This window comes from Sphingomonas oligoaromativorans, from assembly GCF_011762195.1.
GTDB classification, from domain to species: Bacteria; Pseudomonadota; Alphaproteobacteria; order Sphingomonadales; family Sphingomonadaceae; genus Solisphingomonas; species Solisphingomonas oligoaromativorans.
The window spans coordinates 98,356-124,774 of record NZ_JAASQK010000002.1 but is presented as its reverse complement, the minus strand read 5'-3'; the positions used below and the strand labels follow the sequence as shown (position 1 = coordinate 124,774).

Annotated in this window: 20 protein-coding genes; 9 read left to right on the top strand and 11 right to left on the bottom strand. The window is 68.6% G+C overall.

All coding sequences use genetic code 11. The annotated features are described in order from the left end of the window. Positions 1–60 precede the first annotated feature (60 nt). Positions 61–1,146: a mannose-1-phosphate guanylyltransferase/mannose-6-phosphate isomerase gene (locus FHS98_RS04545; protein WP_167100683.1), complete on the top strand. Its 1,086-nt coding sequence runs from the start codon at positions 61–63 to the stop codon at positions 1,144–1,146. A gap of 254 nt (positions 1,147–1,400) precedes the next feature. Further along, positions 1,401–3,422, top strand: coding sequence for a hypothetical protein (locus FHS98_RS04540; protein ID WP_167100680.1), 2,022 nt, complete (start codon positions 1,401–1,403; stop codon positions 3,420–3,422). On the opposite strand, the gene FHS98_RS04535 is transcribed toward FHS98_RS04540, so the two are convergent. From FHS98_RS04535 to FHS98_RS04505, 7 genes are read right to left on the bottom strand one after another with little or no spacing between them, the layout of a single operon-like run. Beyond that, entirely contained in the window at positions 3,419–4,438 is a 1,020-nt protein-coding gene (locus tag FHS98_RS04535; RefSeq protein ID WP_243847862.1) for a phytanoyl-CoA dioxygenase family protein, read from the bottom strand. The two genes, FHS98_RS04540 and FHS98_RS04535, sit on opposite strands and share 4 nt — an antisense overlap. Positions 4,439–4,441: 3 nt before the next feature. Next, positions 4,442–5,527, bottom strand: a complete 1,086-nt coding sequence (gene rfbB / locus FHS98_RS04530; RefSeq protein ID WP_167100677.1) for a dTDP-glucose 4,6-dehydratase — start codon at positions 5,525–5,527, stop codon at positions 4,442–4,444. Between the two features lie 13 nt (positions 5,528–5,540). Beyond that, positions 5,541–6,437 (bottom strand): glucose-1-phosphate thymidylyltransferase RfbA, encoded by an 897-nt coding sequence (gene rfbA / locus FHS98_RS04525; RefSeq protein ID WP_167100674.1) that lies wholly within the window; start codon positions 6,435–6,437, stop codon positions 5,541–5,543. Between the two features lie 13 nt (positions 6,438–6,450). Next, positions 6,451–7,257: a CpsD/CapB family tyrosine-protein kinase gene (locus FHS98_RS04520; RefSeq protein WP_167100671.1), complete on the bottom strand. Its 807-nt coding sequence runs from the start codon at positions 7,255–7,257 to the stop codon at positions 6,451–6,453. 1 nt (position 7,258) lies between these two features. Beyond that, positions 7,259–8,722: a GumC family protein gene (locus FHS98_RS04515; RefSeq protein WP_167100668.1), complete on the bottom strand. Its 1,464-nt coding sequence runs from the start codon at positions 8,720–8,722 to the stop codon at positions 7,259–7,261. Next, the gene (locus FHS98_RS04510; protein WP_167100665.1) at positions 8,715–9,887 is read right to left on the bottom strand and encodes a hypothetical protein; all 1,173 of its coding nucleotides are present in this window, start codon (positions 9,885–9,887) and stop codon (positions 8,715–8,717) included. The genes FHS98_RS04515 and FHS98_RS04510 overlap by 8 nt, the downstream gene beginning before the upstream one ends. A gap of 15 nt (positions 9,888–9,902) precedes the next feature. Continuing rightward, complete coding sequence (locus FHS98_RS04505) at positions 9,903–10,601, bottom strand: polysaccharide biosynthesis/export family protein (RefSeq protein ID WP_167100662.1); 699 nt, start codon at positions 10,599–10,601, stop codon at positions 9,903–9,905. A gap of 222 nt (positions 10,602–10,823) precedes the next feature. Here FHS98_RS04505 and FHS98_RS04500 point away from each other — a divergent pair, with 222 nt between their 5' ends. Then, entirely contained in the window at positions 10,824–11,597 is a 774-nt protein-coding gene (locus FHS98_RS04500) for a WecB/TagA/CpsF family glycosyltransferase (protein ID WP_167100659.1), read from the top strand. Here FHS98_RS04500 and FHS98_RS04495 read toward each other — a convergent pair. Beyond that, positions 11,563–13,338, bottom strand: a complete 1,776-nt coding sequence (locus tag FHS98_RS04495) for a cellulose-binding protein (protein ID WP_167100656.1) — start codon at positions 13,336–13,338, stop codon at positions 11,563–11,565. The genes FHS98_RS04500 and FHS98_RS04495 overlap by 35 nt on opposite strands. A gap of 222 nt (positions 13,339–13,560) precedes the next feature. On the opposite strand from FHS98_RS04495, the gene FHS98_RS04490 reads away from it, so the two are divergent. Further along, positions 13,561–15,081, top strand: a complete 1,521-nt coding sequence (locus FHS98_RS04490) for an O-antigen ligase family protein (RefSeq protein ID WP_167100653.1) — start codon at positions 13,561–13,563, stop codon at positions 15,079–15,081. Positions 15,082–15,084: 3 nt separating this feature from the next. Here FHS98_RS04490 and FHS98_RS04485 read toward each other — a convergent pair whose 3' ends face one another. The 3 genes from FHS98_RS04485 to FHS98_RS04475 are packed head-to-tail and all read right to left on the bottom strand — an operon-like array spanning position 15,085 to position 18,999. Then, a complete protein-coding gene (locus tag FHS98_RS04485; RefSeq protein WP_167100650.1) occupies positions 15,085–16,485 on the bottom strand; it encodes an oligosaccharide flippase family protein in 1,401 nt (466 codons plus the stop codon). 32 nt (positions 16,486–16,517) lie between these two features. Continuing rightward, positions 16,518–17,642: a glycosyltransferase gene (locus FHS98_RS04480; protein ID WP_167100647.1), complete on the bottom strand. Its 1,125-nt coding sequence runs from the start codon at positions 17,640–17,642 to the stop codon at positions 16,518–16,520. A gap of 13 nt (positions 17,643–17,655) precedes the next feature. Then, positions 17,656–18,999, bottom strand: a complete 1,344-nt coding sequence (locus tag FHS98_RS04475; protein ID WP_167100644.1) for a glycosyltransferase family 4 protein — start codon at positions 18,997–18,999, stop codon at positions 17,656–17,658. A gap of 181 nt (positions 19,000–19,180) precedes the next feature. Between FHS98_RS04475 and FHS98_RS04470 the strand changes: the two genes are divergently transcribed. The 5 genes from FHS98_RS04470 (at position 19,181) to FHS98_RS04450 (ending at position 26,419) form a co-directional block, all read left to right on the top strand. Continuing rightward, entirely contained in the window at positions 19,181–20,482 is a 1,302-nt protein-coding gene (locus tag FHS98_RS04470) for a glycosyltransferase family 4 protein (RefSeq protein WP_208402016.1), read from the top strand. Beyond that, positions 20,479–21,645 (top strand): glycosyltransferase family 2 protein, encoded by a 1,167-nt coding sequence (locus FHS98_RS04465; RefSeq protein WP_167100641.1) that lies wholly within the window; start codon positions 20,479–20,481, stop codon positions 21,643–21,645. Before FHS98_RS04470 ends, FHS98_RS04465 begins: the two co-directional genes overlap by 4 nt. Next, a complete protein-coding gene (locus FHS98_RS04460) occupies positions 21,645–22,580 on the top strand; it encodes a glycosyltransferase family 2 protein (RefSeq protein ID WP_167100638.1) in 936 nt (311 codons plus the stop codon). The genes FHS98_RS04465 and FHS98_RS04460 overlap by 1 nt, the downstream gene beginning before the upstream one ends. A gap of 81 nt (positions 22,581–22,661) precedes the next feature. After that, positions 22,662–22,922 carry a hypothetical protein gene (locus FHS98_RS04455; protein WP_167100635.1) on the top strand — a complete coding sequence of 87 codons (261 nt, stop codon included), beginning with the start codon at positions 22,662–22,664 and terminating at the stop codon, positions 22,920–22,922. Further along, complete coding sequence (locus FHS98_RS04450; RefSeq protein ID WP_167101703.1) at positions 22,922–26,419, top strand: amino acid adenylation domain-containing protein; 3,498 nt, start codon at positions 22,922–22,924, stop codon at positions 26,417–26,419. Before FHS98_RS04455 ends, FHS98_RS04450 begins: the two co-directional genes overlap by 1 nt.

Sequence of the window (26,419 nt, the reverse complement as noted above, 5' to 3'; positions counted from 1 at the left end):
CTTGACGAAATTGCAACCACCGGGAAGGCAGAGGGTCTAGACAATCGGCTGCGAGTTTTCATGCGTTCTGTCATCCCAGTGATCCTGTCCGGGGGCTCCGGCGCGCGATTGTGGCCGTTGTCCCGGACGGAGCGTCCGAAGCAGCTCCTGTCGCTGACGCATGTCGAGACGATGCTCCAGATGACGGCACGGCGGACGACGGGAGCGGAGCGCTTCGCGGCGCCGGTGGTGGTGGCGAGCGCCGCCCATGCCGACGCGATCGAGGCGCAGCTTCACGAAGCGGGGATCGAGCCCGGCACGCTGATCCTCGAACCCGCCGCCCGCAACACCGCGCCCGCCATCGCGCTCGCCGCGTGCGCGGCCGAGCCCGACCAGATGCTGCTGGTGATGCCCTCCGATCATGTCATCGGCGACGTCTCCGCCTTCCACGCCGCGATCGAGAAGGCGGTGCCGCTGGTCGAAGCCGGCTGGCTCGCCACCTTCGGCATCGCACCGACCTCACCCGAGACGGGTTATGGCTATATCTGCCGCGGCGAGGAGATCGCCCCCGGCGTCCAGCGCGTCGCCCGCTTCGTCGAGAAGCCCGACCTCGCCACCGCCGAGGGCTATCTCGCGCAGGGCTGCTATTCGTGGAACGGCGGCATCTTCCTGTTCACGGCGGCGAGCTACATGGCCGCGCTCGATCTCCACGCGCCGGGCATCGCGGCTGCCGCCCGCGAGGCTCTGGAGGCCGGCAGGCGCGATGGAGCGCGCCTCCTGCCCGATCCGCTGGCGTTCGGACGCTCGCCGTCGGATTCGATCGACTATGCGGTGATGGAGAAGGCCGATCGCGTCGCCGTCGTGCCGGTCGAGATGGGCTGGTCGGACGTCGGGAGCTGGGATGCCCTCCACGAGCTGGCGGTCAAGGACGATGACGGCAACGCCCATCATGGCGAGGTGCTCGCCATCGACACCTCCAACTGCCTGATCCGCTCCGAAGGCCCGCTGGTCGCCGCCATCGGCGTCAAGGACGTCATCGTCATCGCCACCCGCGACGCCGTCCTCGTCATGCCCCGAGGTGACAGCCAGCAGGTCAAGCGCGCCGTCGATGCCCTGAAGCTGTCGGGGCATGTCACGCTGGATAAGCTATGGCTCGACATCGGTTGAAAGGAGGGGGCTGAAAAGCCCCTGCTGGTGTCGATCATGATGCCGGCATCGTCGATTCGGCTGAACGACTGGGGCACGCCACAGCCGTGAACGGGTCGCACCGGCGGGGCGGATCGGAATGATGCTGAGAAATACCCACCGCAAACGCCCGGTCGGAATGTGGAATTCAAACGCCTCCGGGGCCGGGTATAACGGTGGTTTCACGGACGGCCGGACTTGTAATCGCAAGTCATGGATCGGAGGCGAGGGGCTGAATGGCGTCGGCGGCGATCGAGCAATATTCCCCGGCCGAAAGACTGCGACATGCCCGGAACGCGATCGGGCGGAAGCTCGCCGCGCTGGTCGTGGACTGGCCCAAATATGCCGCGAGCTTCGCGAACGATCCCGGGCGCTTCGTCGAACTGGAGACGCACGCCTACGTCGACTATATCGCCGGCTATCTCGCAACGGGCGACGAGAATTACCGTCACCTCTACATCGGCGAGAAGGCCAAGCAACTCCATGACCCCACCGTCGACGCGCAGGAGCATAAGCGGCGCGTAGCGCATCTGCTCTCGGGTGAGCGGCGGGCCTTTCGCGCGGCGCTCGACGGGGATAGCGCCGCGCAGGGCCGGATCGACGGTCTGTTCGACGTGATCGAGCATATGTTGACCGCCAGCGCCTCCGCCGAGGTGCGCGTCCTGTTCGTCGGCGACTGCCTCTATCTCGATGTCATCAGCTTCCTGACCGCTCCCGCGCTGGCCGACGGGGTGCGGTTGCGGCCGACGTTCGTGACTTCGCATGATGCGCTGGAGGTTCGCACCGCGCTCGGCCGGCTGGCGGACGAGTCGTTCGATATCGTCTGCTACAGCCCGCTGAACTATGCCCTGCCAAGCGATTATGGCGTGCTCCAGCGCACGCCGGGCCTGCTGCACCTGCCGACCCGGTTCGATCATGCGGATGCCGCCGTGGAGCAGGCGCTGAAGACGTTCGACGCGCTGGCCGACCTGTTCGACTGCCCGGTCCTCGTCCATCAGCCGGTGCCGCTGATCCGCCATCAGGAGAGCGTGAAGGAGCGGGTGCGCGGGCGCCTGCTGCTGCCGATGCTGAAGCGCGTGACGCGGCGCTTCAACACGGCACTCAGGCAGCGCGTGGCGGAGCGGATGGCGCGGGGGCAGGTCTTCCACCTGCTCGACGAGCAGGCGATCGTCGGCGAACAGGGGCTGTGGGCGGCCGGGCGCTATCTCTATCGTTCGGACCTTCAGCATCCGGCGATGTTCGGGGCGCTGCTCGCACCTTATTATCGCGATGTGCTGACGGTGGCGGGGCGGCTTCTCGGCCGCAAGCTGGTGGCGTGCGATCCCGGCGACACGCTCCTCGATCATCCCGATCGGCAGGCGACCCTGCTGCGGCTCAAGCAACGCGGCATCATCCTGGCCGCGAAGGTGGAGGATGGCTCGCCATGGCCTGCGGTGGAAGGGGGGCTGGCATCGGAGGATTTCGCCTCGCATCAGCCGGACGTCGAACGCATCGCCGGGCACCTCAACCTCAAGCTCAAGAGCTTCGTCATCCTCGACAGCCGCGAGGGGGGTGAGCAATTCCCCATGGCGCTGGCGCTCGATCCGGCCGATCCGCGGAGCTGGCGGCTGCTCGATCTGTGGGCCGATCTGCTCCCGGCGCGTCCGGGCGCGGACCGCACCGATTTCTATCGTCAGCGCGACGAACGGCAGCGCTTCATCACGGCCGAGACCGAGATGGACGCCGCCCAGCGCGACCGGCTCTATGCGCAGCTCCGCCTCCGCCTCACCATCCGCGAGGCGAGGCCGGAGGATGCGGAGCGCGCGGCCTCGCTCGTCAACCGCACCAACCAGTTCAACATGGCCGGCAGCCGCATCACCCGGCGCTGGATCGGGGAACGGATCGGGCACGAGGACATCCGCGTCCTGATCGGCGAGGCGGCGGATCGATTCGGGCCGATGGGAACGATCGGTGTGCTGGTGATCGAGCGGACGGAGGGTGGGCTCGACATCCCCGTCTTCGTGCTGAGCTGCCGGGCGTTCGGCTTCGGCATGGAGCGCGCGCTGCTCGAAGAGGTGCGGCGGCTGGCGGGGCCGGAGCAGGCGCTCACCGGCGCTTTCCGTCCGACCGAGCATAACCAGCCTTGCCACCCGGTCTATTCCAAGGCGGGGTTCGTGGAGATTGAGGGCGGGTGGCGGCTGGAATCCGCCGCGGCGAAAGCGATCGAGGTCGCGCCCTGGCTGACGATCGACCGGCGCGTGCGGCCCTTCGAGGCCTAGACCCGCGCCGAGGGAATCATCCGCAGCCAGCCGGGCAGGCCCCGGCGCCACAGGGCGGCGGCGCGCTGGCGGGGCGGCAGATGGCGGGCCAGCCGCTCGATCTGCTGGCGCGACAGCCCCGAACGCTCGCAGAAGAAGGGGTGGCGCGGCCGCCTGGCGAAATAGCTGTAGAAGATCGCCGTCCGGTCCGCTCCCGTCGCCGGGCGGCCGCGATGATATTGGCGGGCGGTGTCGACGAAGAGCACGGTGCCCGCCCGTCCGGTGCAGCTCGCCACGCGCTCGGCGAACTCCTCTCCGAACGTGCGACGCAGATCGTCATCGGACATCAGATCATATGCGAAGCCGTCTTCGTCCGTCCGGCGCGGGCCTCTGACCGCCTCGAACGGTCCGCCGTCCGCGTCGACGTCGTTCAGATAGATCGCGATCTTGAGCATCTTGCGATCTTCCCAGTCGCGATGCCAGCGCCGCGTGGAGACTTCGCGGCCGTCGGCGACGGTGTAGATGATCTGCATCCCGTCATAGGCCGCCGGCATCCCCAGATAGGCCTCGGCGATGTCCAGCAGCCGGTCGCTGAGCCCCCAGGCGAAGACACGCGGATTGACCACGATCCGCTCGGGGGGAACCATGTTGAACTCCACGCCGGCGGCCGCTTGCCGATGCGCCTCGGCGCTGAACTCGGCCGAGAGCATCTGCCCGATGCGCACCGTCTCGCGTGAATCCGGCAACCCCAGACAATCGAGCGAGGAGATGTAGATGCCGTCCCGATCGAGCGCCTCGACGATCGCGCGGTCTCCGGGAGAGAGCGTCGGCACCATACGGCGATGGCTGGCGACCGCGCGGCGATATCGTGAGGCCAGCATCCGGCTCACCGGGCCGAGGCGCGTCACCCAGAAGGCGCTGCGGGCCGGGAAATCCCGCAGCCAGTCGGCATAATTCCGCCGCCGGGCCGCCTTGGCGGTGTGGAGAGGGGCTGCCGGCGGTGTCGGCCCTTCCTGGGCGATCGCTTTCCCGGCCATGGCTCAACCCATCGCGACATGGAGGGAGGGCGCCGACGCGTCGCCGCCGATCGCCTGCCACCATTCCGGGTTTTCGACGAACCAGCGCACGGTGGCCGCGAAATCGCAGCGGAAATCGTGGACGGGCGCATAGCCCAGCTCGCGGCGTATCCTGGCGTCGTCTATCTCGTAGCGCCTGTCATGCCCGAGCCGGTCGGTCACGAAGCGCTTGAGCGAGGCGGTGGGCCTGCCCTGCGCGGCGGGCGCGTGGGGGTGGCGCGCGGCGAGGCCCGGATCGTGGGCGAACAGCGCATCGACGGCGGTGCAGAGCGTGTCGACGATCGTCATGTTGGGCAGCGCGCAGCCGCCGCCGATGCAATAGCTCTCGCCTACGCGTCCGCCGGTCAGGATCAGCTCGATGGCGCGGCAATGATCGTCGACGAACAGCCAGTCGCGCACGTTCAGGCCGTCGCCGTAGATCGGCAGCGGCCGCCCCTCCAGCGCGTTGATGACGAAGAGGGGGATGAGCTTCTCGGGGAATTGATACGGCCCGTAATTGTTCGAGCAATGGGAGACGGTCGCCGGCAAGCCGTAGGTCTGATGATAGGCGCGGACGAGATGATCGGCCGAGGCCTTGCTCGCCGAATAGGGCGAGTTGGGCGCGAACGGCGTGCCCTCGTGGAAGGCGGGATCGTCGAGGCCGAGGCTGCCGAACACCTCGTCGGTGGAAACCTGATGGAAGCGGCATGTGCCTTCGGGCGCGCCGTCCCATGCCTCGCGCGCGCATTCGAGCAGCGTATGCGTGCCGATGATGTTGCTGTGGAGGAAGCCGCGCGGCGACGAGATCGAGCGATCGACATGCGTTTCCGCCGCGAAGTTCACGATGGTGTCGATGGCATGTTCGTCGATCAGGCCGCGCACCAGCGCCGCGTCGGCGATGTCGCCGCGCACGAAGCGGATGTCCGGCACGCCGGCCAGATTGGCGAGGTTGCCCGCATAGGTCAGCAGGTCGAGCACGAGGATGCGGTCGCCGGGGAAGCCGCGGCGCCAGTGGCGGGCGAAGTTCGATCCGATGAACCCGGCGCCACCGGTGACGAGGAGGCTCTTCATGATGCGGTCTCCGTCAGGCGACCTGGCTCAGGGGCGCGGCGCCCGTCTGGAGCAGGCGGAGCAGATAGTCGCCATAGCCGCTCTTGCGCAGCGGCAGCGCGATGCGTTCCAGTTCGGCGTCGGAAATGAAGCCCTGTCGCCAGGCGATCTCCTCCGGGCAGCAGATGCGCAGGCCCTGCCGCTGCTCGATCACCTGCACATAGGAGGAGGCCTCGTGCAGCGAGGCGTGGGTGCCCGTGTCGAGCCATGCGAAGCCGCGCCCGAGAAGCTGCACGTCGAGCGCGCCGGCCACCAGATAGAGGCGGTTGAGGTCGGTGATCTCATACTCCCCGCGCGCGGACGGGCGGATCGAGGCGGCAAGGTCTGCGGCGCGGCCGTCGTAGAAATAGAGGCCGGTCACGGCATATTGCGAGCGCGGGTGGGCGGGCTTCTCGTCGATGGCGACGGCGTGGCCGGCCTCGTCGAAGGTCACGACGCCATAGGCCGACGGGTTGCTGACCGGATAGCCGAACACGGTGGCGCCCTCGGTCTTCGCGTCGGCCTGCGCCATCAGACTGCCGAAGCCGGGGCCATGGAAGATATTGTCGCCGAGGATCAATGCGGAAGGCTCGCCGCGCACGAAATCCGCGCCGATATGATAGGCCTGCGCGAGGCCTTCGGGGCGCGGCTGGGCGGCGTAGCTCAGCTCCAGCCCCCATTGCCGCCCGTCGCCGAGCAGCTTGCGGAAGGAGGCCTGATCCTCCGGCGTGGTGATGATGAGGATCTCGCGGATACCGGCGAGCATCAGCGTCGACAGCGGATAATAGATCATCGGCTTGTCGAAGACGGGCATGAGCTGCTTGCTCACGGTGAGCGTCAGCGGATGGAGCCGGGTGCCGGAGCCGCCGGCGAGGATGATCCCACGTCGCATGACTAGTCCCCCTTCAGTGTGGACGGCGGGCCTTCAGGTCGTCGTAATAGGCGTAGTCGACATGCGATTTCTTGAGGGAGAGCGACTTGTTCAGCACCGAGCCGACGATCGGCGTGGTGCCGAGCAGGCGGAGCGCCTCCTCGACGTCGCTGCCGCGGGTGCGGCCTTCCTCGATCACCATCAGCACGCCGTCGACGTGGCGCGCGATCAGGTTGGCGTCGTCCAGCATCAGGATCGGCGGCGTGTCGACGATGCAGATCGGCGCGTCGGGCTGCGCCTTGAAGGAGGCGAAGACGCCACGCAGCGCGTCGGAGGCGAGCAGTTCGGCGGTGTCCAGCCCCGGCTGGCGCGCGCCATGGATGGTGAGCTGGGCGGAGGCGATCTTCTGCCCCGTGCTGGCCCAGTCCGCCTTGCCGGCGAGGAAGTCCTCCACGCCGCAATCGACCGTCAGCCCGAAGCGCGTCGCGATCGACGGGCGACGCAGATCGAGGTCGATCAGCGCGGTCGGATGGATGCGGCTGAGCGCGGCCGCGAGATTGGCGGTGACATAGGTCTTGCCCTCGCCGGGGCGCGTCGAGGTGACCGCGAGCACCCGTCCGCCGGAAGCATGGAAGCGGTTCAGCACCTGCGAGCGGAGCAGGACGAAGCTGCGCGAGCGGACGTCGAAGCTCTCGAACGCCCAGATGCCGTTGCGGATCAGCGTGTCGCGATCCAGCTCCACCTCTGGTTGCGGAGGCGTCGGCGCGGCCTGCCGGGGCCGGCCGCGCGTGATCGCTCCGGGAAGGGGGCGGGACCAGTCGGGAGAGATATCCTTCAGCATGTCACGCTGCCTCCTGACGTTCGCGGGATGTCCAGAGCCGATGCAGGCGGCCGAGCGGGCCGGGCGTGCGATCGGCGATGACGAGGGGGATAACGCCGAGCGGCGGCTCGCCCATCCAGCGGGCGACACCGTTCTCGCCGTTGATCGGGCCGGACAGGAACTCCTTGCCGAGCACGACCGCCAGCCCCAGCGCGAGCCCGCCCGCCAGGCCCATCGCCAGCATCATCTTGCGCTTGGGGCGGATCGGCTCGACCGGCCGGCTCGGCGCGTTGACCAGCGAGAAGCGCTCGCCGCGATCCTCGGTCTGGAGGTTGGCGGCGGTCTGGGCCTCGAGCTGCTTCTCGCGGATGTCCTGATATTGCAGCTTGAGATTGTCATATTCGCGCTGGACGTTGTTCAGCTCGTAAGACGCCTGCGGCGCTTCCGCAGTGGTGTGCTGCAACTCCGCGATCTGGCCCATCAGTTCGCCGCGACGGCTGGAGAGAGTCTGGATGCGCGCATTGCTGGCGGCGATTTCGGACTGGATGATGCTGTTCGGGCCGCCGGCCGATCGCGCCGAGGCGGCGACGCGGGCCTCTTCCACGGCGGCGCGGGCGGCGACCACGTCGGGATAGCGATCCGAATATTTCGCCTGGAGCTGGCGCAGATTGCTTTCCGCCAGCCGCAGCGCCTCGCGGCCCGGATCGGCCGCGGTGGGGGTATCCGCCGAGCGGGCGGCGAGCATACTGTTCTGCTGCATGATGCCCTGCGTCTCGGAATCGATGCGCGAGACTTCGGCCTGGAGCGCGGAGTTGGACTGGGCGCTGAGGTTCACCTGATCCGGCAGCGCGCCGGCATAGCGCGCCTCGATCTCGCGGCGCTTGCCTTCGAGCGTGATGAGCTGGCCGCGAATTTCGTCCACGCGGCGGGTGAGGAAGGCGGAGGTGTTGAGCGCCTGCTCGGTGCGCAGACGCTTGTCCTCGTCGCGGAACATGGTGACCAGTTCGGTGGTCACCGCCTGCGCCACCTCCGCGTTGGGATAGGTGAAGGAGAGGTTGAGCGCGATCGTGGAGCGCGGCTTGGAATCGTTGACGCTGTCCGAGCCGACGAGGTCCATCGCGGTGTTGTCGCGCATGATCTGCAACACGTCGTCGAGCGGCATGTGCCGCCGCTCCTGCGGATAGAGATTCTGCTCCTTCACCAGCGCTGCCAGATTCTGCCGGCTGAGGATGCGCTGGCGGATCTTGGCGATCTGCTCGTCCGAATAGTTGGCGAGCGGGGCGGGGACGATGGTGGTGGGAATCTGCTGCGAGTCCACCAGCAGCGTCGCCGCCGATTGATAGACCGGCCGGATCACCAGCGAGGCGACCAGCGCAAGCGCCATGCAGAGGAGCAGCGGAGCGACCAGCCAATAGCGTCGCCGATAGAGGATCGCGGCGATCTCGCGCGGGCTGATGATGCTGATGTTGGTGGCGTCCTCAGTCATGGTCAGGCTGCCTTGGCTGAAAGCGAAGTTGAAGGCCGCCATAGGCGGCGCCGATCCATCCCCCGCCAACGAGCTGGCGGCGGAGATATTGCCCTGTCCCGGAAAGGGTGAAGTGACGGCCGATCCGGCGATCGAGCTTGAGCGTGGCGCGCAGCGAGTCGAGCCCCGGAAAGGCGCCACGCTGCGTTTCGGAATGGCGATATTCGACGATGCCGTTCACCGACGTCCGCTCGCTCAGCTTCTGCGTCACGGTGGCGGAGCCGGTCATGGTGCGCTGGAGGCCGCCCAGCCCGCTGATCTCGCTGTCGATCAGGCCGGCGAGGCAGGCGAGTCCGTTGGGCACCTTGCGGCAGAGCTGCGCGCGGCCGCTCAGCCGGGTGGGGGTGGAAGAGGCGTTCAGCGCCAGATCCTGAACCGGGCCGATGCGATTTTCGGTCCGCTCCGCGCCGATTTCGGCGTCGAGCTGCCAGTGCGGGCTGATATCCTGCCGGATCGTCGCGTAGATCGCCTGCGAGTTTTCGGCGAGCGAGCCCGCCGCCTTGTTGAACAGCGCCTCCACCCGGATGCCGACCCGCGTGGAGGGGCTGATGCGGCGGCTGGCGGAGACGTCCGCCTTGAAGGTCCGCGTGTCGCGCAGCAGCGTGCTGTGGCTGTAGTCGGACGTCTCGTAGCGGACCTCGGGCACGATCTCGGTGCGCGCGTCGGGCGTCCAGCGCACGCGGAGCGCGCCGTCATAATCGGTGCGGATGCTTTGCGGGTCGATCACCGCGTCGATGCTGCTGGTCAGCACGTCCACCGCGAGATCGCGCGAGAAGCCGCCATCGGCCTCCACCGTCAGATATTCGTTGCGGCGATATTTGCCGGCGGCATCGAACTTGCCCACCAGGAAATGGCCGTAATGCTGGCTGAACCATTTCTGGGTGACGGTGCCGTTGAGATCGAGGGTGGAGCCGGTGTCGCTGGTCAGCCTGACCTCGGGGCTCGCGGAAATCTGCATGAGCACGGCGCCGCGATCCGGCCCCGGCATCAGGAAGGGGTTGGACGAGGCCAGCGCCTGCGCGTCGAGCGTCAGGTTGGTCTCGGTCTGGCTCATGGCCGGCGAGCCCGTTCCGGCGAGCGTCGCGGCGAGGAGGTATATCCCCCTGCGGAAGATAGGGCGGGGCATGGCGCCCTCCTGGCCTCAGGGAATGACCAGGACATCGCCGCTGCGGAGCATCGGGAGGGGCTCGGCCAGCTCGCCCGGCTTCAGGCGGCGATGGCCCTTGAGGACGGTGGCGAGCTCCACCGGTTCGACCACCTGCCCGTTGGGCGTGTGGCGCAGGATGACCGCATTCTTGACGTCGGCGAAGTCGGCGAGGCCGCCGGCCATGCTGAGCGCCTGAAGCGTGTCGACGGCGCGACCGGTGGAGAAGCTCCCCGGCGTGCGGACCTTGCCGACGACGTAGAAGCGCATCCCGGTCGCATCGCGCACGGCCACCGTCACCTCGGGAGGCGAGGTGCGGTAGTTGGGCGCGATGCGTTGGCGAATTTCCTCGGACACTTCCTCGACCGTCTTCGCCGCGGCGGTGATGGTGCCGGCGAGCGGGACGCTGATCGTGCCGTCGGGAAGGACGCGGGTGGTGCGCGTCATCTTCTCCTCGCCCCACACGCTGATGTCGAGATCGTCACCGGCGTTGATCCGGTAGCCGGGATGGGCGCTGGTGACCGGGTCCGCGATGGAGGCCGCCGCGGCGAGCGTCGCGACCGGCTGGCTCCACGCCGGCGCCGTGCCGCAAAGGAGCAGGGCAGCGGCGGAAAGCGCCGCGCCGCGCCGCCATGCCGATCGCCGCCGGATGCGCGGGCCGGCCGCACGATGCTCTTTGAACTGCCTCAGGGACATCACCGCAACTCCCCCCAATTCGATCGGAGGACTCTATGGCGGACGGCGGCGGCCGGGCACTCGGCCATTCACGCTGCGCCTCTTGCGTACTGCAAAAGCAGTATCCCCATCGGGCAGCCATGGTGGTTTTCCACCGGGGCAGGCTCGCCACGGAATCGGGCGGAGAGAGCCCGCGCGGCGGGATCGCTACCATGCGCCGGTTGCGGCTGGGAGAGGGCGACGATGACGACGACAGGAGAAGGGAGCGACGGCTCGGCCAGCGCCGAGTTCCTCGACCTCCGCTTCGATCGCCTCGACGAGGCGCAGGCGGTGGCGATGATCGCCGCCCGCTCGGCCGATGCGCCCTTCGCTTATGTCGTGACGCCCAATGTCGATCATGTCGTGCGGCTGCATCATCGCCGCTCGGATCTGTGGCCGGCCTATCGTGGCGCCTGGCTGACGCTCTGCGACAGTCGCGTCCTCAAAGCGCTGGCGCGGTGGGCGGGGCTCGGCCTGCCGGTGGTGCCGGGGAGCGACCTCACCCGGCAACTGGTGCGCCACGCGATCGCGCTGGGGGACCGGATCGCCATCCTCGGCGGCGGCACCTCGATCGTGGAGGCGCTGCGTGCCGCTTATGGCCTCACCGATATCGTCCATTATGACCCGCCGATGGGTTTCGTCCGCGATCCCGCCGAGGTGGCGCGGGCGGCGGAGTTCCTGATCGGGGCGCGGGCGCGCTACAGCTTCCTCGCGGTCGGATCGCCGCAGCAGGAGATCGTCGCCCGGCAGGTCGAGCTGTCCGGCAGGGCGGTGGGCACCGGGCTGTGCATCGGGGCGAGCCTGGACTTCCTCGTCGGCCGCCAGACGCGCGCGCCGCGCCTGATGCAGGCGATGGGCATGGAATGGCTGTTCCGCCTGCTCTCCAGCCCGCGTCGGCTGTGGCGGCGCTATCTGGTGGACGGGCCGGCGATCTTCGGGCTGTTCACCGCCTGGCGGCGCGTTCGGAGCCTCCCTTGATCGCCTCGGCCGCATTCCATGCCCGCATCGCGTCATAGCGGGGCGAGGATGTTTGCCGCACCGATTCCAGCGCGGACCAGTTTCCCCATTTGGACGGCGTGCCGATGATGCCGTAGTTCATGAACAACGCGCCGCCCGCCGTCTGGAAAGCGCGGTAGTTCTGCGTTTCCAGCGCGCGGAATTCCGGCCGCCGCTGAAGCTTCGCGAGAAAATCGGTGTAGGCCTGATCGTCGCGATGGGAGGGCGACGTGAACTCGCCATAGCCGGCCTCATAGGTGACGAGACGGAGCCCGTGCCGGCGCGCCTGTTCGCCATGATAGAGGTAGGTCGGAGCGTTCACCTGCGCGATGCGGGCCTTGAGCGCCGCTACCGCGCGGCCATAGCCGCCGTCCGCATCCCGCCACCAGCCGCGCACCGTGTCATAGGCCTCGTCGGTGTTCATGATGCCGTCGTAATAGCCGGCGACGGCATATTCGTCGAAATAGTCGGCCGGGTGGAGCATATGGCCCTGCGCGTCGCGCCAGCGATCGGTGTCGAGGCCATAGGCCTCCAGCCCCTTCCACGCGAACTGGGTGCCGAAGACCATCGCGACGCGACCGGGCTTCGCGGCGCGCGTCGGCGGTTCGCCGAACGCCGTCTTCCAGATCGCGCCGACCTGCGCCGCGCGCATCCCGTACCATTCGAGCCATTTGGCGTCCGGCCCGAACAGCGCATGGGCGCGCGCCTCGGCATAATGGGCCTGCGGGAAGCTCCAGTTCCACACCTCGTTGGACAGCTCGACATGCATCTTCAGTCCGGGCCGGAGATGATCGCGCACATAGGTGGCGAAGCCGCGGACATAATCGTCGCTGGCGTTGATCGGCATGGTGAACCAGGGCTCGGCGCCGGTGCGGTTGGCGATCTCGACCAGTAGTTCCACCGGCACGCCATGGCCAGCCTCGCCCCAGCTCCGATCCTCGGGACGCGGCCGGTCCCGCCAGTCGAGGAGCGGCGCGTTCGCGATCGCCGTGTCGCCCGTGAGCGCATGGCCCGCTTTGTCATAGAGGGTGTTGGTGCTCATCCAGTCCATGAAGCGCAGCGCCGGAAAGCCGCCGATCCGCTCCAGATAGGCGGGATCGAAGCTCTGCCCGGAACGGTAGAGCGGCAACAGGTCCGCACGGATGACGCGGATGTTGCGGAGATGATCCGCCGGATCGATCTCGGTGAGGACGAGCGCCAGGCCGCCGTCGTCCCCCGTCTCCACATCGATCCTGCCCGCCGACCGGTCCACGACCCTCGCGCCGAAGGTGGCGTCGATCGTGCCCTTGCCGTCATAGAGCACGGCATAGCGCGTGTGCCCCTGCGCCGCCGGATTGTCGTGGAGGATGTTGACCAGCACCGATGTGGCGCGCGCGCCGCCGGCGGGATCGGGCAAGCGCTCGACCCAGCCCTGCGGATCGAGCTGGATGGGATCGCCCGTATCGTAGGTCGTGTCGCTGTGCGGCACCCACGGCCCGGCGGACTTCATGAGATCGAGCAGAGGGAGCGCCGGGCTCCAGTAGGAGAGCGCGTCCAGATTGGTGCCGATCGGCATGGCGAGCGGCCGGATGGCGGGGGGCTGCGGGGCGGTGCCGTGATGGACGGGCAGCCGATCCCATGCCGGGGCCTTGCCGGCGAAGCTCAGGGCGGCGACGCCGCCCGCCAGCGCGATGAGCGACAGGCCGAAGACGATGCGCGGGCTGACGGATGGACGCTTCCCCATGTCCGCTCCTCACGGAATATCCGAAAACGGGCAGAAGAACCCGAACCCGCCCAAAATGCGACACTGATCCCGCTGAGGACTATAGGCCGGTCCCCAGGTCGATGACAGGATGAGACGCGGCATTTTATTGCGGTGATGATTTGTCTCATCCGCGAGGGGCGGCTAGCTTCCCGGCGTCATCGGCGCGGGCAGGGGCCGTCCCGGCCGATCGGGGGATGGCGGATGGAATATGCCTATCTTCTTCTCATCAGCCTCGCCGTGCTGTGCGGGGTGCGGATGCTGCCGGGCGATATCCGGCGCGTGATCGGCCCGCACCAGTTCTTCGCGGCGGTGACGCTGCCGGCGGTCGGTTTCTTCGGTTATTATTACGCGATCTTCGCGCTGTTCACGGCCGGCCTGATCCTCTGCGCGCCGGCGCTGACGATGCGCGGGCTGGTGCTGGCGGACCGGCGGGCGCTGACGCTGCGTGCCAACCTCTTCATGTTCTGCCTGCCGCTGATGCCGATGCTGACCTACACGGTCGCCATCTCGGGCCTCACCATCCTCCAGTTCACCTTCGTCAACCTGCTGTCGATCGGCTTCATCCTGTCGATGCTGCTTTCAGGCGTGCGGCTGCGCAGTCCGGGGCTGGCGATGTGGGACATCGCCTTTGTCGCGATGCTGGCGATGCAGATCTTCATGGATGCGCGGGGGCACCAGCTCACATACGGGCTCAGGGCCTGCGTGATCGTGCCGCTCAACCTCGGCATCCCCTATTTCGCGATCAGCCGCGCCTGCTATCGCAGCGAGCCGCCCAACCGGATCATGCTCGCCTGCATCGTCGCCGGGTGCATCCTCTCCGCTGTCGCGGCGTTCGAGGCGCTGCGCCACTGGCTGCTCTATTACCGGATGCCGGCCTTCCTCCACGCCGACCCCGAGATGATCTCGGGCTATGCCAAGGAACGCAACGGCCTGCTCCGCGGGCGGGCAACCTGGCCGGAGTCCACCGGGCTGTCGCTGTTCCTCGGCCTGCAACTGACAATGCTGGTGGCGCTCCGGCGGCAGGTGGGCTCGCGGATCGCCTTCTTCGGGCTTGTCGCCATGCTGCTGGTGGGGATCGTCTTCACCTTCGCGCGCGTCGGCTACATCATGATCGGCGTCGGCCTGATCGCCTGCTTCCTCTACGAGCGGCGGTGGACGCATCTGCTGGGCCTCGCGGTGCTGGGGCCGGTGGTGGTGGCCATGATCTTCGCGCTGTCGCACATCAGCCCGCAGGTCGCGGCGTCGATCGGCGCGGGCGGGGATGCGAGCGGCACGGTCGGCTACCGCTCCCAGCTTCTGACGGCGGGGCTGGCGCTGTTCCGCGCGCACTGGCTGACCGGCATGGACATGGACCAGATCTACAGCGCGCTCTTCTTCCTCAGGCAGGGGGAGGGGATCGTCGATCTGGTCAATCAGCCGCTGACGATCTTCATGCGCGGCGGGCTGTTCGGCGGGCTGATCTATTACGCGATCCTGCCATGCATCCTCGTCAGCCTGTTCGTGCGGAGCCCCCGCCTGCCGGTCGAGAGCCGGGCCGCCGGGGGGGCCTGCTTCGCGGGGCTGCTCGGCCTCGTCGCGAGCCTGACGACGACGAGCTACGGCCGCAACGAGATCAGCTATGTCGTGCTGCTGGCGCTCGCGGCGGGCGTTCTGAGCCGCACCCCGGCCCGCAGCCCGCGCCGGCCGGCGGTGCGTTTCGGGGGCGCGCCGGTCGCCGCCTGAGCCTCAATGCAGCGGGTGATGGCCGATATGGGGCATCGCGGCGAGGAGCATCTGGCGCAGGTGGGCTGCGAAGGCGAAATAGAGGTTGTTGCAGAGCAGCCCCAGCCCGATGCCCGCGCCCAGCGCGGCCAGCATCAGCAGCTCCTCGTTCAGCCGGAACAGGCGGCTCTGGGCGAGCGCGAACCAGCAATAGAACATCACCGGCACCTCGATCAGGCCGACGGTGACGATCAGCCCCATCGGCCCGAACATCGCGAAGCCGGTGCTGCCGGCTACGGCGAGCCAGATCATGCGGACGATGTTGGCGTAGAAAAGCGTCTTCACCCGCCCCACCACGATCAGCACCTCGCGCGCGGCATAATTGTTGAGCGCGACCGCGGGGGCGAGGGCCAGGATGCGCAGGAAGATCGCCGCTTCGCTGTAGCGCGTGTCGTAGAGCAGATGCACGATGGCGGGCGCCATGCCGACGAAGCCGCCCATGGCGAGCAGATAGCCGATCATCGTCAGTCGGCGGGTCCGGTAATATTCGTCGGCGAGCTGCTCCGGCCGCTCGCGCGCGGTGGCGGCGTAGGTCGGCAGCAGCACGCGGTTGGGGTAGAGCGAGGTGAACATCGATGGCGCGCCCGCGAGGTTCGAGGCGAGCGAATAGAGGCCGAAGGTGCCGAGCGGAAACAGCCGGGAGAGCACAAACTTGTCCACGTTCGACAGCATGATCTGGAGCGTGTGCGCGCTCGCGACCGTCTTGCCGAAGCGCCACAGCGCGGCGGCCTCCACCCGGTCGTAGAAGAAGCGGCGGCGCGATCCCTCGAACATCGCGTAGCTCAGCACCGCGCGCAGCAGCCCGCCGAGCAGGTTGGCGATCAGGATCGCCCAGAAATTGCGCAGCAGGATCGCGAGGATGATGCCGAACAGCGTCTGCGCGATGGAGGCGATGACGTCGAGCGTGCTGAGCCGGCCCAGCTTCTGCTCGCGCACCGCGGTATAGGAGGCGAGCGAGGAGCCGCCGTCGAGCAGGAACTGGAAGGAGGTGGAGGCGATGATGATGCCCATCTCGGGCTTTTCGAGCAGCATCGCGATCGGCTGCGACAGCGCCAGCAGCGCGACGAAGAGCAGGATCGAGCGGAACAGCCGGATCGTCCAGATCGCATCCAGCCGGCGGGGATCGTCGCCCTGCGGGTGCTGGACGATATAGACCCCGAAGCCGAAGTCCGAGATCATGAACATCACCATCAGGATCGCCGAGGTGACGCCCACCACGCCATAATCGGACGGCGCGAGGATACGCGTGAGGACGATGGTGCTGACGATCCGCATCCCGTTGGATGCGAACATGGTCATGGCGATGAGGCCGATCCCGCTGCCGAGCGCGCGACGCCAGATCGGGACGGGAAGGGCCGTTGCCATGCCCTATGCTCCCCGACGGGGCGCGGCCCCGGTCATGCCGTCGCCGGCATCATGAGCGCCAGATAGCGGTCGGCGGAATAGCGGGTGGTGAACTGGTCCAGCCATGCGCGGGCGACGGGTTGCGGCCGTTCGCGCAACACGGCGAGGATCGCCGCGGTCAGCCGCTCGACATCGCCCACCGGCACCAGCGTTCCGCAGCGCCCGTTGTCGAGCGCCTCGGAAGGGCCGGAGGGGCAATCCGTCGCGATCACCGGAGTGCCCACCGCCATCGCCTCGATCACCACGTTGGAGAGGCTTTCGAAATCCGACGACATCGCCAGCAGCGTGGCCCGCGCCACATAGGCATGGGGATTGGGTAGGAAGCCCGGCATCGAGACTTCGCCATCGAGCCCCAGCGACGTGGTGAGCGCGCCGAGCATCTCCCGTTCCGATCCGTCGCCGAGGATGACCAGCCGGCAGGGCACCGACAGGCGGACCTTCGCGAAGGCCCGGATCAGCAACGAGAAATTCTTCTGCGGCTCCATCCGGCCGACGGCGATGATGATCGGCAGCTCGGGATTGGTGAACCAGGGATGGTCGACCTGCTGCCGCGCCTGCTCGATCAGCGTATCGTTGACGATGGGGTTGTAGATGCAGTCGATGCTGCCCGGCTCGATATCGATCACCCGCGCCAGATCGTTGGCCGTCCCCCGCGAAACGGCGACCCGCGTGTCCGCGAACGGATAGAGGAGGTGGGCGAGCGGAAAGAACCAGTAACGCGACTGCCACGGCTTGGGCGCGGCGCGGTCCACCGTCGGGAAGCAATGCTCGGTCAGCATCAGGTGGAAGCGGATGCCCGATATCCAGCGCACCACCACCGCATAGAGATTGGGAAAGCCGAAGCTCGCGCACTGCACGGCACGCGGCCGGACGCGGCGCAGATAGGCGCGCAGCTTGAGCAGCCGGGGGAGCGGCCCGCGCGCGTTCAGCACCTCGTATCGCACGCCCTTGGGGAGCAGGGCGCGGAAGGGCGAATAGATATTGTCGAGGTCCACCACGATCGAGACGGTCATGCCGCGCTGGATGAATTCCTCGGCGAGATTGAAGACCACGCGGTCGACACCGCCATTGTGCAACTGGCGTGTGTAGAAGACGATATCGACGTGATCGTCAGTCATCGGGGGCGTCCTCTCAGAAGGAAGCGGGGTGGGGCCGGAGCTTCGGGGCCGCCGGGCGGACGGTGGCTTTGCCGGCGTGCGGCGCCTCGATCGCGTCGCGCAGGATGGCGAGGATGCGGGCGGCCTTGGCATCCCATCCCATGCCGTTCCGTTCGAGATGACGGCGCGCGGCGAGGCCCATGCGGGTGCGCAGCTCGGCGGAATGGGCGAGGGTCCGCATCGCGTCGGTGAGCCCCTCGACGAGCGCCTCCTCGGAGGAGGGATCGACGAGCATCGCGCAGGTGCGGCTGGTATATTGCGCGGCGCCGCCCCAATCGACGCCGATGATCGGCAGACCGACCGCCATCGCCTCCATCATCGCAAGGCCGCCGCATTCGCGAAGGGAGGGCGTGACGAACACGTCGCTCTTGTCGAGTAGCGCAGCATAGCTTTCTACCGAGACGCGTCCGTGGAGGATGATCTGCCTTTCCAGCCCCTCGCGGCGAATCTGGTCGCGGATGTCGTCGAACAGCTCGCCATCGCCGATCAGATCGAGCCGGGCACTGCCCTCCCGCGCCAGCGGAGCGAAGGCGCGGACCAGATAGGTGATGCCCTTCCAGTCCACGAACCGGCTGCAAAAGACGAAGGAGACGAGGTCCGACCGGCTCTTGGGATGCTCGGGCCGCCAGGGGAGGTGGGTGAAATCGACGCCGCTCTCCGCCTCCTGCACGATCCGCCCGCGAACGCCGGGCGGCAGCGAGGCACGGGTGCGTTCGTTGGAGACGAGAAGCGTGCTGGCCCTGAGCTTGCCGGGCGCGAGCCGGTGCAGCAGCGCGGAACCCCGCCGCGCCGCAGAGACGAGCCAGCGCGCGACGGGCCGATCCATGTGGCGGAAGGCCGGGGGAAGCTCCATGCCGCCGTTCATCGGCCCGATCACCACCGGCCGGCCGAGCCCCGTCATGAAGCTGACCGCCTTGGCCGCGATCGGCGCGGGCTGGAACACCACGTCGATGCCGTGCTGGGCGATCATCGCGCGGGCGATGCCGCGCATCCGCCACTGGGTGACGAAGGTGATGAGCTGGTTGATGGCGAGATCCTGCACCCGATAGGGCAGATGCCGGCCCAGCCGGAACAGCAGGCGCTGGAGGCCGCTGTCCTCCACGAAGCGGATGCGCGCGAACATGTCGGCCGGCAGATCGCGGCTGAGATCGTCGCGCACGCGGGCATGGCAGAGCACGCGCACGTCGTGCCCCGCCTCCAGGAACTGCCGGAAATAATGATAGGGAACGACGGTCTCGCCGCTCAGCCGGCGCGAGATGTTCTCCGCCACCAGCAGGATGCACATCGGCGCCGCGCCGTCCTGTCCCTTGTCGCGCATGGCTGCCCTCCGGCGTGATCGTTTCGGCGGAAACCTAGCAGGCGGGGCGGGGGCGCCCATCCGACGCATCCTGTTCGACGCATCCTGTGCTGATTTTTCAGGAGGGCGTATGGACTATGGCGTGCGCCCCACGCGGAAGGCCGTATTCCGGCCGCGCGCATATCGGGCCAGCATCCCGGCCATGGCGACGACGGCCGAAACCCACTCTGTTCCCCCGGCGCAGCGCCCCGGCATGGCGGCCCCGCGCACGTCGCCCCGGCTCCGACCGGTGGGGGAGACGCCGGTGCCGGTCCGCATCGCCTATCTCACCAACGCCTATCCCAAGATCAGCCACAGTTTCATCCGCGACGAGATACTGGCGCTCGAACAGCAGGGCGTCTCGGTGCTGCGGTTCAGCGTCCGGCCGTCGCCTGAGGTGCCGGTCGATCCGCTCGATGTCGACGAGCAACGCCGTACCGAGGTGCTGCTCGATGGCCGGCCCTGGCGCCTGCTGGGCGCGCTGGCGGCGCGGGCGCTCCGCTCGCCGCGCCGTTTTGCCGTCGCCGCGCGGGAGGCCTTCTCGATCCCGGTCGGGCCGATCCGGGCCATGGCCTATCTCGCCGAGGCCTGCCGTCTGTCGGCGCGGCTTGAGGCGGAGGGCATCCGCCACGTCCATGTCCATTTCGGCACCAATCCGGCCGCCGTCGCGCGGCTGGCGAGCCTGCTCGGGCGGGTCGGCTACAGCATGACGGTGCATGGGCCGGAGGAATTCGATGCGCCCAGGTCTCTCGATCTGGGTGCCAAGATCGCCGGCGCGCGCTTCGTGGCGGCGGTGAGCCATTATGGCCGGGGGCAGCTCCTGCGCTGGTCGGCGCCTCGGGATTGGGGGCGGATCAACGTCGTCCGCTGCGGGACGGCGGACCATTTCCTGCGCGATATGGGGGAGGATGACGGCGCCGGGCTGGCTTCGCGCAGGTTCGTCTGCGTGGCCCGGCTGAGCGCGCAGAAGGGCATTCCGTTGCTGATCGAAGCCGCGGCAATGGTGGCGCGCGATCAGCAATTCACGCTCCGCATCATCGGCGACGGCGAGATGCGCCCGGAGATCGAGGCGCAGATCCGCGCGGCCGGCCTTGAGGATCATATCCACCTGCTCGGCTGGCAAGGGCGAGACGCCATCGTCGACGAGATCCGCGCCGCGCGCGCCTTCGTGCTGCCGAGCTTCGCGGAAGGGCTGCCCGTCGTGCTGATGGAGGCGCTGGCGCTCGGCCGCCCCGCGATCGCGACGGCGGTGGCGGGCATCCCCGAGCTGGTCGACGATCGGGCCGGTTGGCTGATCCCGGCAGGTTCGGCGGCCGCGCTGGCCGAAGCGATGCGCGCCGCGCTTGCGACGGACCGCCAGACACTCGCCGCCATGGGGGCGGAAGGCCGCGCCCGCGTGCTGCGCGACCATGACGTCCACAAGAACGCCGCCGGCCTCGCCGCGCTGCTGAGGTCGCTGGCATGATCGCGGCGCTGCCCTGGCTGCTGTCGATCGGCGCGTCCTTCCCGATGCTGGTGCTGGCGGCCGAATGCCTGGCGGGCCTGCGCGCCGGGAAGAGCCTCGTGGAGGTGTCACCGGAGGCCAGCCCCTATGCCGTGCTGATTCCCGCGCATGACGAAGCCCCCGGCATCACCCCCGTGATCGCCGCCGTCCGCGCCCAGCTCCGCCCGTGCGACCGGGTGCTGGTGGTCGCGGACAATTGCGCGGACGCCACCGCCGCCGTCGCGCGTGGGGCGGGCGCGGAACTGATCGAGCGTTTCGACGCCGGCCGGCGCGGCAAGGCCTATGCGCTCGCCTGCGGGCGCGAACTGCTGCGCCTTAGCCCGCCGACTACCATCATCGTGCTGGACGCGGACTGCGTGCCCGAACCCGGTGCGCTGCCGGCGCTGGCTTCCTCGGCCGAGCGCCGGGCGGCGGCGGTGCAGGGCCGCTATCTGCTGCGCGCCGCGCGGGACGCTACGCCGCTGGTCCGCATCTCGACCTTCGCCTTCCTTATCAAGAACAGCGTCCGCCAGCGGGGGCTGGAGCGCCTCGGCGGACCCGCGCTGTTGCAGGGGACGGGCATGGCCTTCCCCTGGGCGATGTTCGACGCCGCGCCGCTGGAGACGGCATCGCTGGTCGAGGATCTGAAGCTCGGTCTGGACCTTGCCATTGCCGGACAGCCGGTGGGGTTCGAGGATCGGGCCGTCTTCCTCAGCCCGGCCAGCACGCAGGCGGCGACCCGTGGCCAGCGCACCCGCTGGGAGCATGGCGCGCTCGCTACGTTCGGCCGCTATGCCCCGCGCCTGATCGCGCGGGGGCTTTCGGGGCGGCCGGGCCTGCTCGCGCTCGCTGCCGATATCGCGGTGCCGCCGCTGATGCTGCTTCTCGCGGGTTCGGGGATCGCCGGGGGACTGCTGCTCCCGTGGGCGATGCTGACAGGCGCGGCCGGCCCGCTCGCCTTGCTGGGGAGCGCGGGGCTGGTGCTGGCGGTGACGCTCTTCGCCGTGTGGCGCGCGTGGGGGCGGGCGCTGCTTCCTGCGGCCAGTCTGCTGCACCTGCCGCGCTATCTCCTCTGGAAACTGCCGATCTACGCCCGTTTCGTCACGCATCGCCAGCGTGACTGGGTCCGCACGGGGAGAGCGTGATGCCGGTGCCCTCGACGATCGTGCCGCTGATGGCCGAGGCCGATTATCGGCGGACGGTGGGCGCGGTGGTGATCGGGCGGAACGAAGGCACGAGGCTGGAACGCTGCCTCGACAGCGTGGCGCGGGATGTCGCCACGATCGTCTATGTCGATTCCGGCTCCAGCGATGACAGCGTCACTATGGCGCGGGAGCGGGGGATCGAGGTGGTGGAGCTGGAGCCGTGCGGGGGCTTCACCGCCGCCCGTGCCCGCAACGCAGGCTTCGCGCGGCTGGCCGAGATCTGCCCGGACCTCGCTTTCGTGCAGTTCGTCGACGGCGATTGCGAGCTCAGGCGCAACTGGCTGGCGCTGGGGCTGGGCGAGCTGCAACGCCTGCCGAAGGCGGCGGCGGTGTGCGGGCGCCGGCGGGAGCGGCATCCCGACAACAGCCCTTATAACCGGCTCTGCGATCTCGAATGGGATACGCCCGTCGGCATCGCGGCGACATGCGGTGGCGACGCGCTGATGCGCGTGGAGGCGTTCCGCGAGGTGGGGGGCTTCACCGCGCGGCTGATCGCGGGCGAGGAGCCCGATCTCTGCCACCGGATGCGCGCCACGGGCTGGACGATCCACCGCCTGCCCTACGAGATGACCATCCACGACGCGGGCATGACCCGCATCGCCCAATGGTGGCAGCGCAATCGCCGCAGCGGCTACGCCACCGCCGAGGCGCTGGTGCTGCGCGGATGGAGCGAACCGCGAACGTTGCGCGAAGTCCTCAGCAATATCTTCTGGGCATCGCCGCTCGGCTGGCCGTTATGGCCGCTGCTCTGGTGGAAGACGCGGCGACATCGAGGCGCTTTGTACGCGACATTCGTGATGATGGGGAAAATTCCTCATCTTCAAGGACAGTTAGATTACTGGATGAGAAGGCATCAAATCATAGAATATAAATGAAATGCGCGTCGGAATCCGGGTTTCGCTGCAATTTACTGGAGATCGATGATGGGCATCAGGTTCTGGACGGGGGCTTGTTTCATGACCTGCTTCTGTTTCCTGGGCTCGGCCGGCGCGCAGGAGCCGGCGCCCACGCACTGCCCGTCCGCCCCCAACGTCGCGGTGGGCCAACACGAGCCGGGCGAATCCGCCCCCGACCGGGCGCGCCAGCCCGGTTGCACCGAAGCGCGCCCGGCCATCACCGATGCGGACAAGGCGCTCGGCATCGCGCTGCTCGGTTGCGCCATCGCGTTCGGAAGCCATGTCGCCCGCCGCCGCTCCACCAAGGTGGTGCTGTCGTGATGGATCAGGCGGACGAAGCGTCACGCTGGCGTTGCGTGCTGATCGGCGGGGAGACGCTGCTGATCGAATGCGCGAGGATGCTGGAGGAACGCGGCCACGAGATCGTCGCGATCGTCAGCCGTAACGCGGATATCCGTGATTGGGCGGCCGCGCGCTCGGTGCCGGTGCTGGAAGCCTCCGGCATATTGATGCACGCGGGGCTGGCGCCGTTCGACTATCTGTTCAGCGTCGCCAATCTCGCGATCCTCCCGCCGGACGTGCTGGCGCTGCCGCGTCGGGGGGCGATCAATTTCCACGATGGCCCGCTGCCGGGGCGGGGCGGCGTCAACGCCCCCGTCTGGGCGCTGCTCGACGGCGAGCGGCAGCATGAGGTGACCTGGCACCTGATGTCCGGCGAGGTCGATCAGGGCGATATCCTTGCCACGGCGAATGTCGAGCTGGACGAGGCGGACACGGCCTTTTCCGCCAACACCAAATGCTTCGCCGCCGCGGTCGAAAGTTTCGCCGTGCTGCTGGATGGGCTGGCGGACGGCGCACTCGCGCCCCGGCCGCAGGGGGAGGCGATACGGCGATATCGCGGGCGCGCGGATCGCCCGTCCTGCGCGGCGACGATCGATTGGTATGCGCCCGCGGACGAGATCGTCCGGCTTGTCCGCGCGCTCGATCATGGCGGCCATGCCAACCCGCTCGGCCTGCCCAAGTTCGGCATGGGTGGGGTTCTCCATCTGGTGCGCGCGGCGCGCGTCGAGGCTGCGGTTTCGGGTGTGGCGCCGGGCACGATCGTCGATGTCGGGGAAGGCCGTCTCACCGTGGCGAGCGGGACGGCCGGCGTTGTGATCGAGCGGATCACCACGCTCGACGGCCAGCCGGCAGACCTCACGGCCATGGCCGGACGGCGCATGGACATGATGGCGAACGAGCAGGCGCGTCTGATCGACGAGCTGGATGCCGCGGCGGCCCGGCATGAGCGCTGGTGGCGCCGCCGTCTGGCCGCGCGGAGCCCCTATCTCCTCCCGCAGATCGACCGCTCCGCCCGCGCCGCCGGCGGGGTGTTCCGGTCCGTCGACCTCGCGCTGCCGATGGCGGACGACGCGGAGCCGGTGATGGCGGCGCTGACGGCCTATCTCGCTCGCCTCGCGGACAAGGCCGAGTTCGACCTGGGGTTCATCGATCCGGTGTTCGCGGCGCGGTTCGAGGGCGCCGAAAACTGGTTCGCGCGTCAGGTGCCGCTCGCCGTCCGGCTGGATTTCGGCAGGGGACTGGCTGCATTGGGCGAGGGGCTGGCCGAGCAGATCTGCCAGCTTCACCGCCATGTTGGTCACGCCGCCGATCTGCCCGCGCGTTGCCCGGAGCTGGTGGGGCAGGGAAGCGCGCTGCCAGTTGCGATCGTGCTGGTCGATCGTCTGGAAGAGGCCGAGGCGCTGCCCGGCTCGGAGCTCACCATCGCGGTGCGCGGCGATGGTGGCGCGACCCGCTGGATTCATGACGAGGCGCTGCTCGACCGCGCGTCCGTCCGCGCGATGCAGCAAGGTTTCGAGGCCCTGCTCGCTGCCGCGCTGGCGGCACCGGACCGGCCGCTCGCCGAGCTTCCGGTGATGGGCGAGGCCCTGCTCGGCACGGTGATCGAAGGTTGGAACGACACCGCCGTCGCGTGGCGCGAGGGGGCCTGCATCCACCACCTCTTCACGGAGCAGGCGGCGCGGACGCCGGATCGGCCCGCCGTCACATGCCGGGGCAGGACGCTCAGCTATGCCGAGCTGGACGCGCGCTCGAACCAGTTGGCGCGGCATCTCATCAGCCTGGGCGTGGGGCCGGACGTGCTGGTCGGCCTTCATCTGGCGCGCTCGGTCGAGATGCTGGTGGCGCTGGTTGCTATCCACAAGGCGGGCGGCGCCTATGTTCCGCTCGACCCGGATTATCCTGCCGACCGGATCGCCCACATGATCGAAGATGCCGGTGCGCCGGTGATCCTCAGCCAGTCGGACCTCGCGCCGGGGCTGCCGGCTACCGCCGCCCATATCATCCGCATCGATCGGGACGCGCCGCTCATCGCGCGACAACCGGCCGAGCCGGTGGATGGCGGCGCCCGGCCTCATCATCTGGCCTATGTCATCTACACCTCGGGTTCGACGGGCCGGCCCAAGGGCGTGATGGTCGAGCATCGCAACGTCGCCAATTTCTTCGCCGGCGTGGACGCGAAGATCGAGCCTGAGGGCGTCTGGCTCTCGGTCACCAGCCTGAGCTTCGACATCTCCGTCCTCGAACTGTGCTGGACGCTGGCGCGCGGCTTCCACATCGTCATCGCGACCTCCGACGCGACGCTCGCCGGGCTGATGACGCACCACCGCGTGACCCATCTGCAATGCACGCCCTCGATGGCCCAGATGCTGGTGGCGGATCAGGACGCCCGCTCCGCGCTGGCGGGGCTCAGGCGGATGATGGTGGGCGGAGAAGCCTTCCCGCCGACGCTGGCGCGTGAATTGCGCGGGCTGGTCGGCGGCGTGGTGATGAACATGTATGGGCCGACCGAGACGACGATCTGGTCCACCGTGCAGGAGCTGGATGGCACCGATACCGGCGTGCCGCTCGGCCGGCCGCTCGCCAACCAGCAGGTCTATATCCTCGACAGCCGGCAGCAGCCTTTGCCGCCGGGCATTCCCGGCGAACTGGTGATCGGCGGCCGGGGCGTGGTGCGCGGCTATCTGCATCGGCCGGAGCTGACGGCAGAGCGCTTCATCGCGCATCCCTTCCACGCGGGCGAGCGGGCCTATCGCACCGGCGATCTCGCGCGGCGGTTGGCCGACGGGACGCTCGAATTTCTCGGGCGGCTCGATCATCAGGTGAAGATCAGGGGCTATCGCATCGAGTTGGGCGAGATCGAGGCGGTGCTGGCGGACTTCCCCGGCGTGGAGCAGACGGTGGTCGTCGCGCGCGAGGATCGGCCGGGCGACGTGCGGCTGGTCGGCTATTATACGGGCACGGCATCGTCACCGGCGGAGTTGCGGGCGCATCTTCAGGCCCGGTTGCCGGACTTCATGGTGCCCGCCCATCTGGTGCCGCTCGCGACGTTGCCGAAGACGCCCAACGGCAAGATCGCGCGCAACGCCCTGCCGCAGCCGATCGCGGAACTCATCACCACACCGGGCGAGCCTTTCGCCGAGCCCGCCGAGGGCGTGGAAGCGCAGATCGCCGCCATCTGGCGCGACGTTCTGAAGCTGCCGCGCGTCGGCAAGCGCGACAATTTCTTCGATCTCGGCGGGCATTCGCTGCTTGCCGTGCAGGTCCATCGGCGGCTTCGGGCCAGCTTCGCCCGGCCGCTTTCGATCACCGATGTCTTCCGCTTCCCCACCATCGAGGCGCTGAGCGCGCATCTGGGTGGAGCGGATCATGACGATGAGGCCGTCCGACAGGGGGAGGCGCGTGCCGCGAGCCGGCGCGCGGCGCTCCAGCGCAGAAGGGGGATGAACCTCCAGATCGGGGCTGGTGAGGGGAGTTGA

What these genes read in the sequence shown, in the direction of transcription:
- FHS98_RS04470 (WP_208402016.1), top strand. Translation starts at nt 19,181, where the DNA reads ATGGCGACGACGGCCGAAACCCACTCTGTTCCCCCGGCGCAGCGCCCC.
- FHS98_RS04515 (WP_167100668.1), bottom strand. Translation starts at nt 8,722, where the DNA reads ATGACTGAGGACGCCACCAACATCAGCATCATCAGCCCGCGCGAGATC.
- FHS98_RS04485 (WP_167100650.1), bottom strand. Translation starts at nt 16,485, where the DNA reads ATGGCAACGGCCCTTCCCGTCCCGATCTGGCGTCGCGCGCTCGGCAGC.
- FHS98_RS04455 (WP_167100635.1), top strand. Translation starts at nt 22,662, where the DNA reads ATGACCTGCTTCTGTTTCCTGGGCTCGGCCGGCGCGCAGGAGCCGGCG.
- rfbB (WP_167100677.1), bottom strand. Translation starts at nt 5,527, where the DNA reads ATGAAGAGCCTCCTCGTCACCGGTGGCGCCGGGTTCATCGGATCGAAC.
- FHS98_RS04545 (WP_167100683.1), top strand. Translation starts at nt 61, where the DNA reads ATGCGTTCTGTCATCCCAGTGATCCTGTCCGGGGGCTCCGGCGCGCGA.
- rfbA (WP_167100674.1), bottom strand. Translation starts at nt 6,437, where the DNA reads ATGCGACGTGGGATCATCCTCGCCGGCGGCTCCGGCACCCGGCTCCAT.
- FHS98_RS04475 (WP_167100644.1), bottom strand. Translation starts at nt 18,999, where the DNA reads ATGCGCGACAAGGGACAGGACGGCGCGGCGCCGATGTGCATCCTGCTG.
- FHS98_RS04450 (WP_167101703.1), top strand. Translation starts at nt 22,922, where the DNA reads ATGGATCAGGCGGACGAAGCGTCACGCTGGCGTTGCGTGCTGATCGGC.
- FHS98_RS04490 (WP_167100653.1), top strand. Translation starts at nt 13,561, where the DNA reads ATGGAATATGCCTATCTTCTTCTCATCAGCCTCGCCGTGCTGTGCGGG.
- FHS98_RS04520 (WP_167100671.1), bottom strand. Translation starts at nt 7,257, where the DNA reads ATGCTGAAGGATATCTCTCCCGACTGGTCCCGCCCCCTTCCCGGAGCG.
- FHS98_RS04500 (WP_167100659.1), top strand. Translation starts at nt 10,824, where the DNA reads ATGACGACGACAGGAGAAGGGAGCGACGGCTCGGCCAGCGCCGAGTTC.
- FHS98_RS04460 (WP_167100638.1), top strand. Translation starts at nt 21,645, where the DNA reads ATGCCGGTGCCCTCGACGATCGTGCCGCTGATGGCCGAGGCCGATTAT.
- FHS98_RS04535 (WP_243847862.1), bottom strand. Translation starts at nt 4,438, where the DNA reads ATGGCCGGGAAAGCGATCGCCCAGGAAGGGCCGACACCGCCGGCAGCC.
- FHS98_RS04540 (WP_167100680.1), top strand. Translation starts at nt 1,401, where the DNA reads ATGGCGTCGGCGGCGATCGAGCAATATTCCCCGGCCGAAAGACTGCGA.
- FHS98_RS04505 (WP_167100662.1), bottom strand. Translation starts at nt 10,601, where the DNA reads ATGTCCCTGAGGCAGTTCAAAGAGCATCGTGCGGCCGGCCCGCGCATC.
- FHS98_RS04465 (WP_167100641.1), top strand. Translation starts at nt 20,479, where the DNA reads ATGATCGCGGCGCTGCCCTGGCTGCTGTCGATCGGCGCGTCCTTCCCG.
- FHS98_RS04495 (WP_167100656.1), bottom strand. Translation starts at nt 13,338, where the DNA reads ATGGGGAAGCGTCCATCCGTCAGCCCGCGCATCGTCTTCGGCCTGTCG.
- FHS98_RS04480 (WP_167100647.1), bottom strand. Translation starts at nt 17,642, where the DNA reads ATGACTGACGATCACGTCGATATCGTCTTCTACACACGCCAGTTGCAC.
- FHS98_RS04510 (WP_167100665.1), bottom strand. Translation starts at nt 9,887, where the DNA reads ATGCCCCGCCCTATCTTCCGCAGGGGGATATACCTCCTCGCCGCGACG.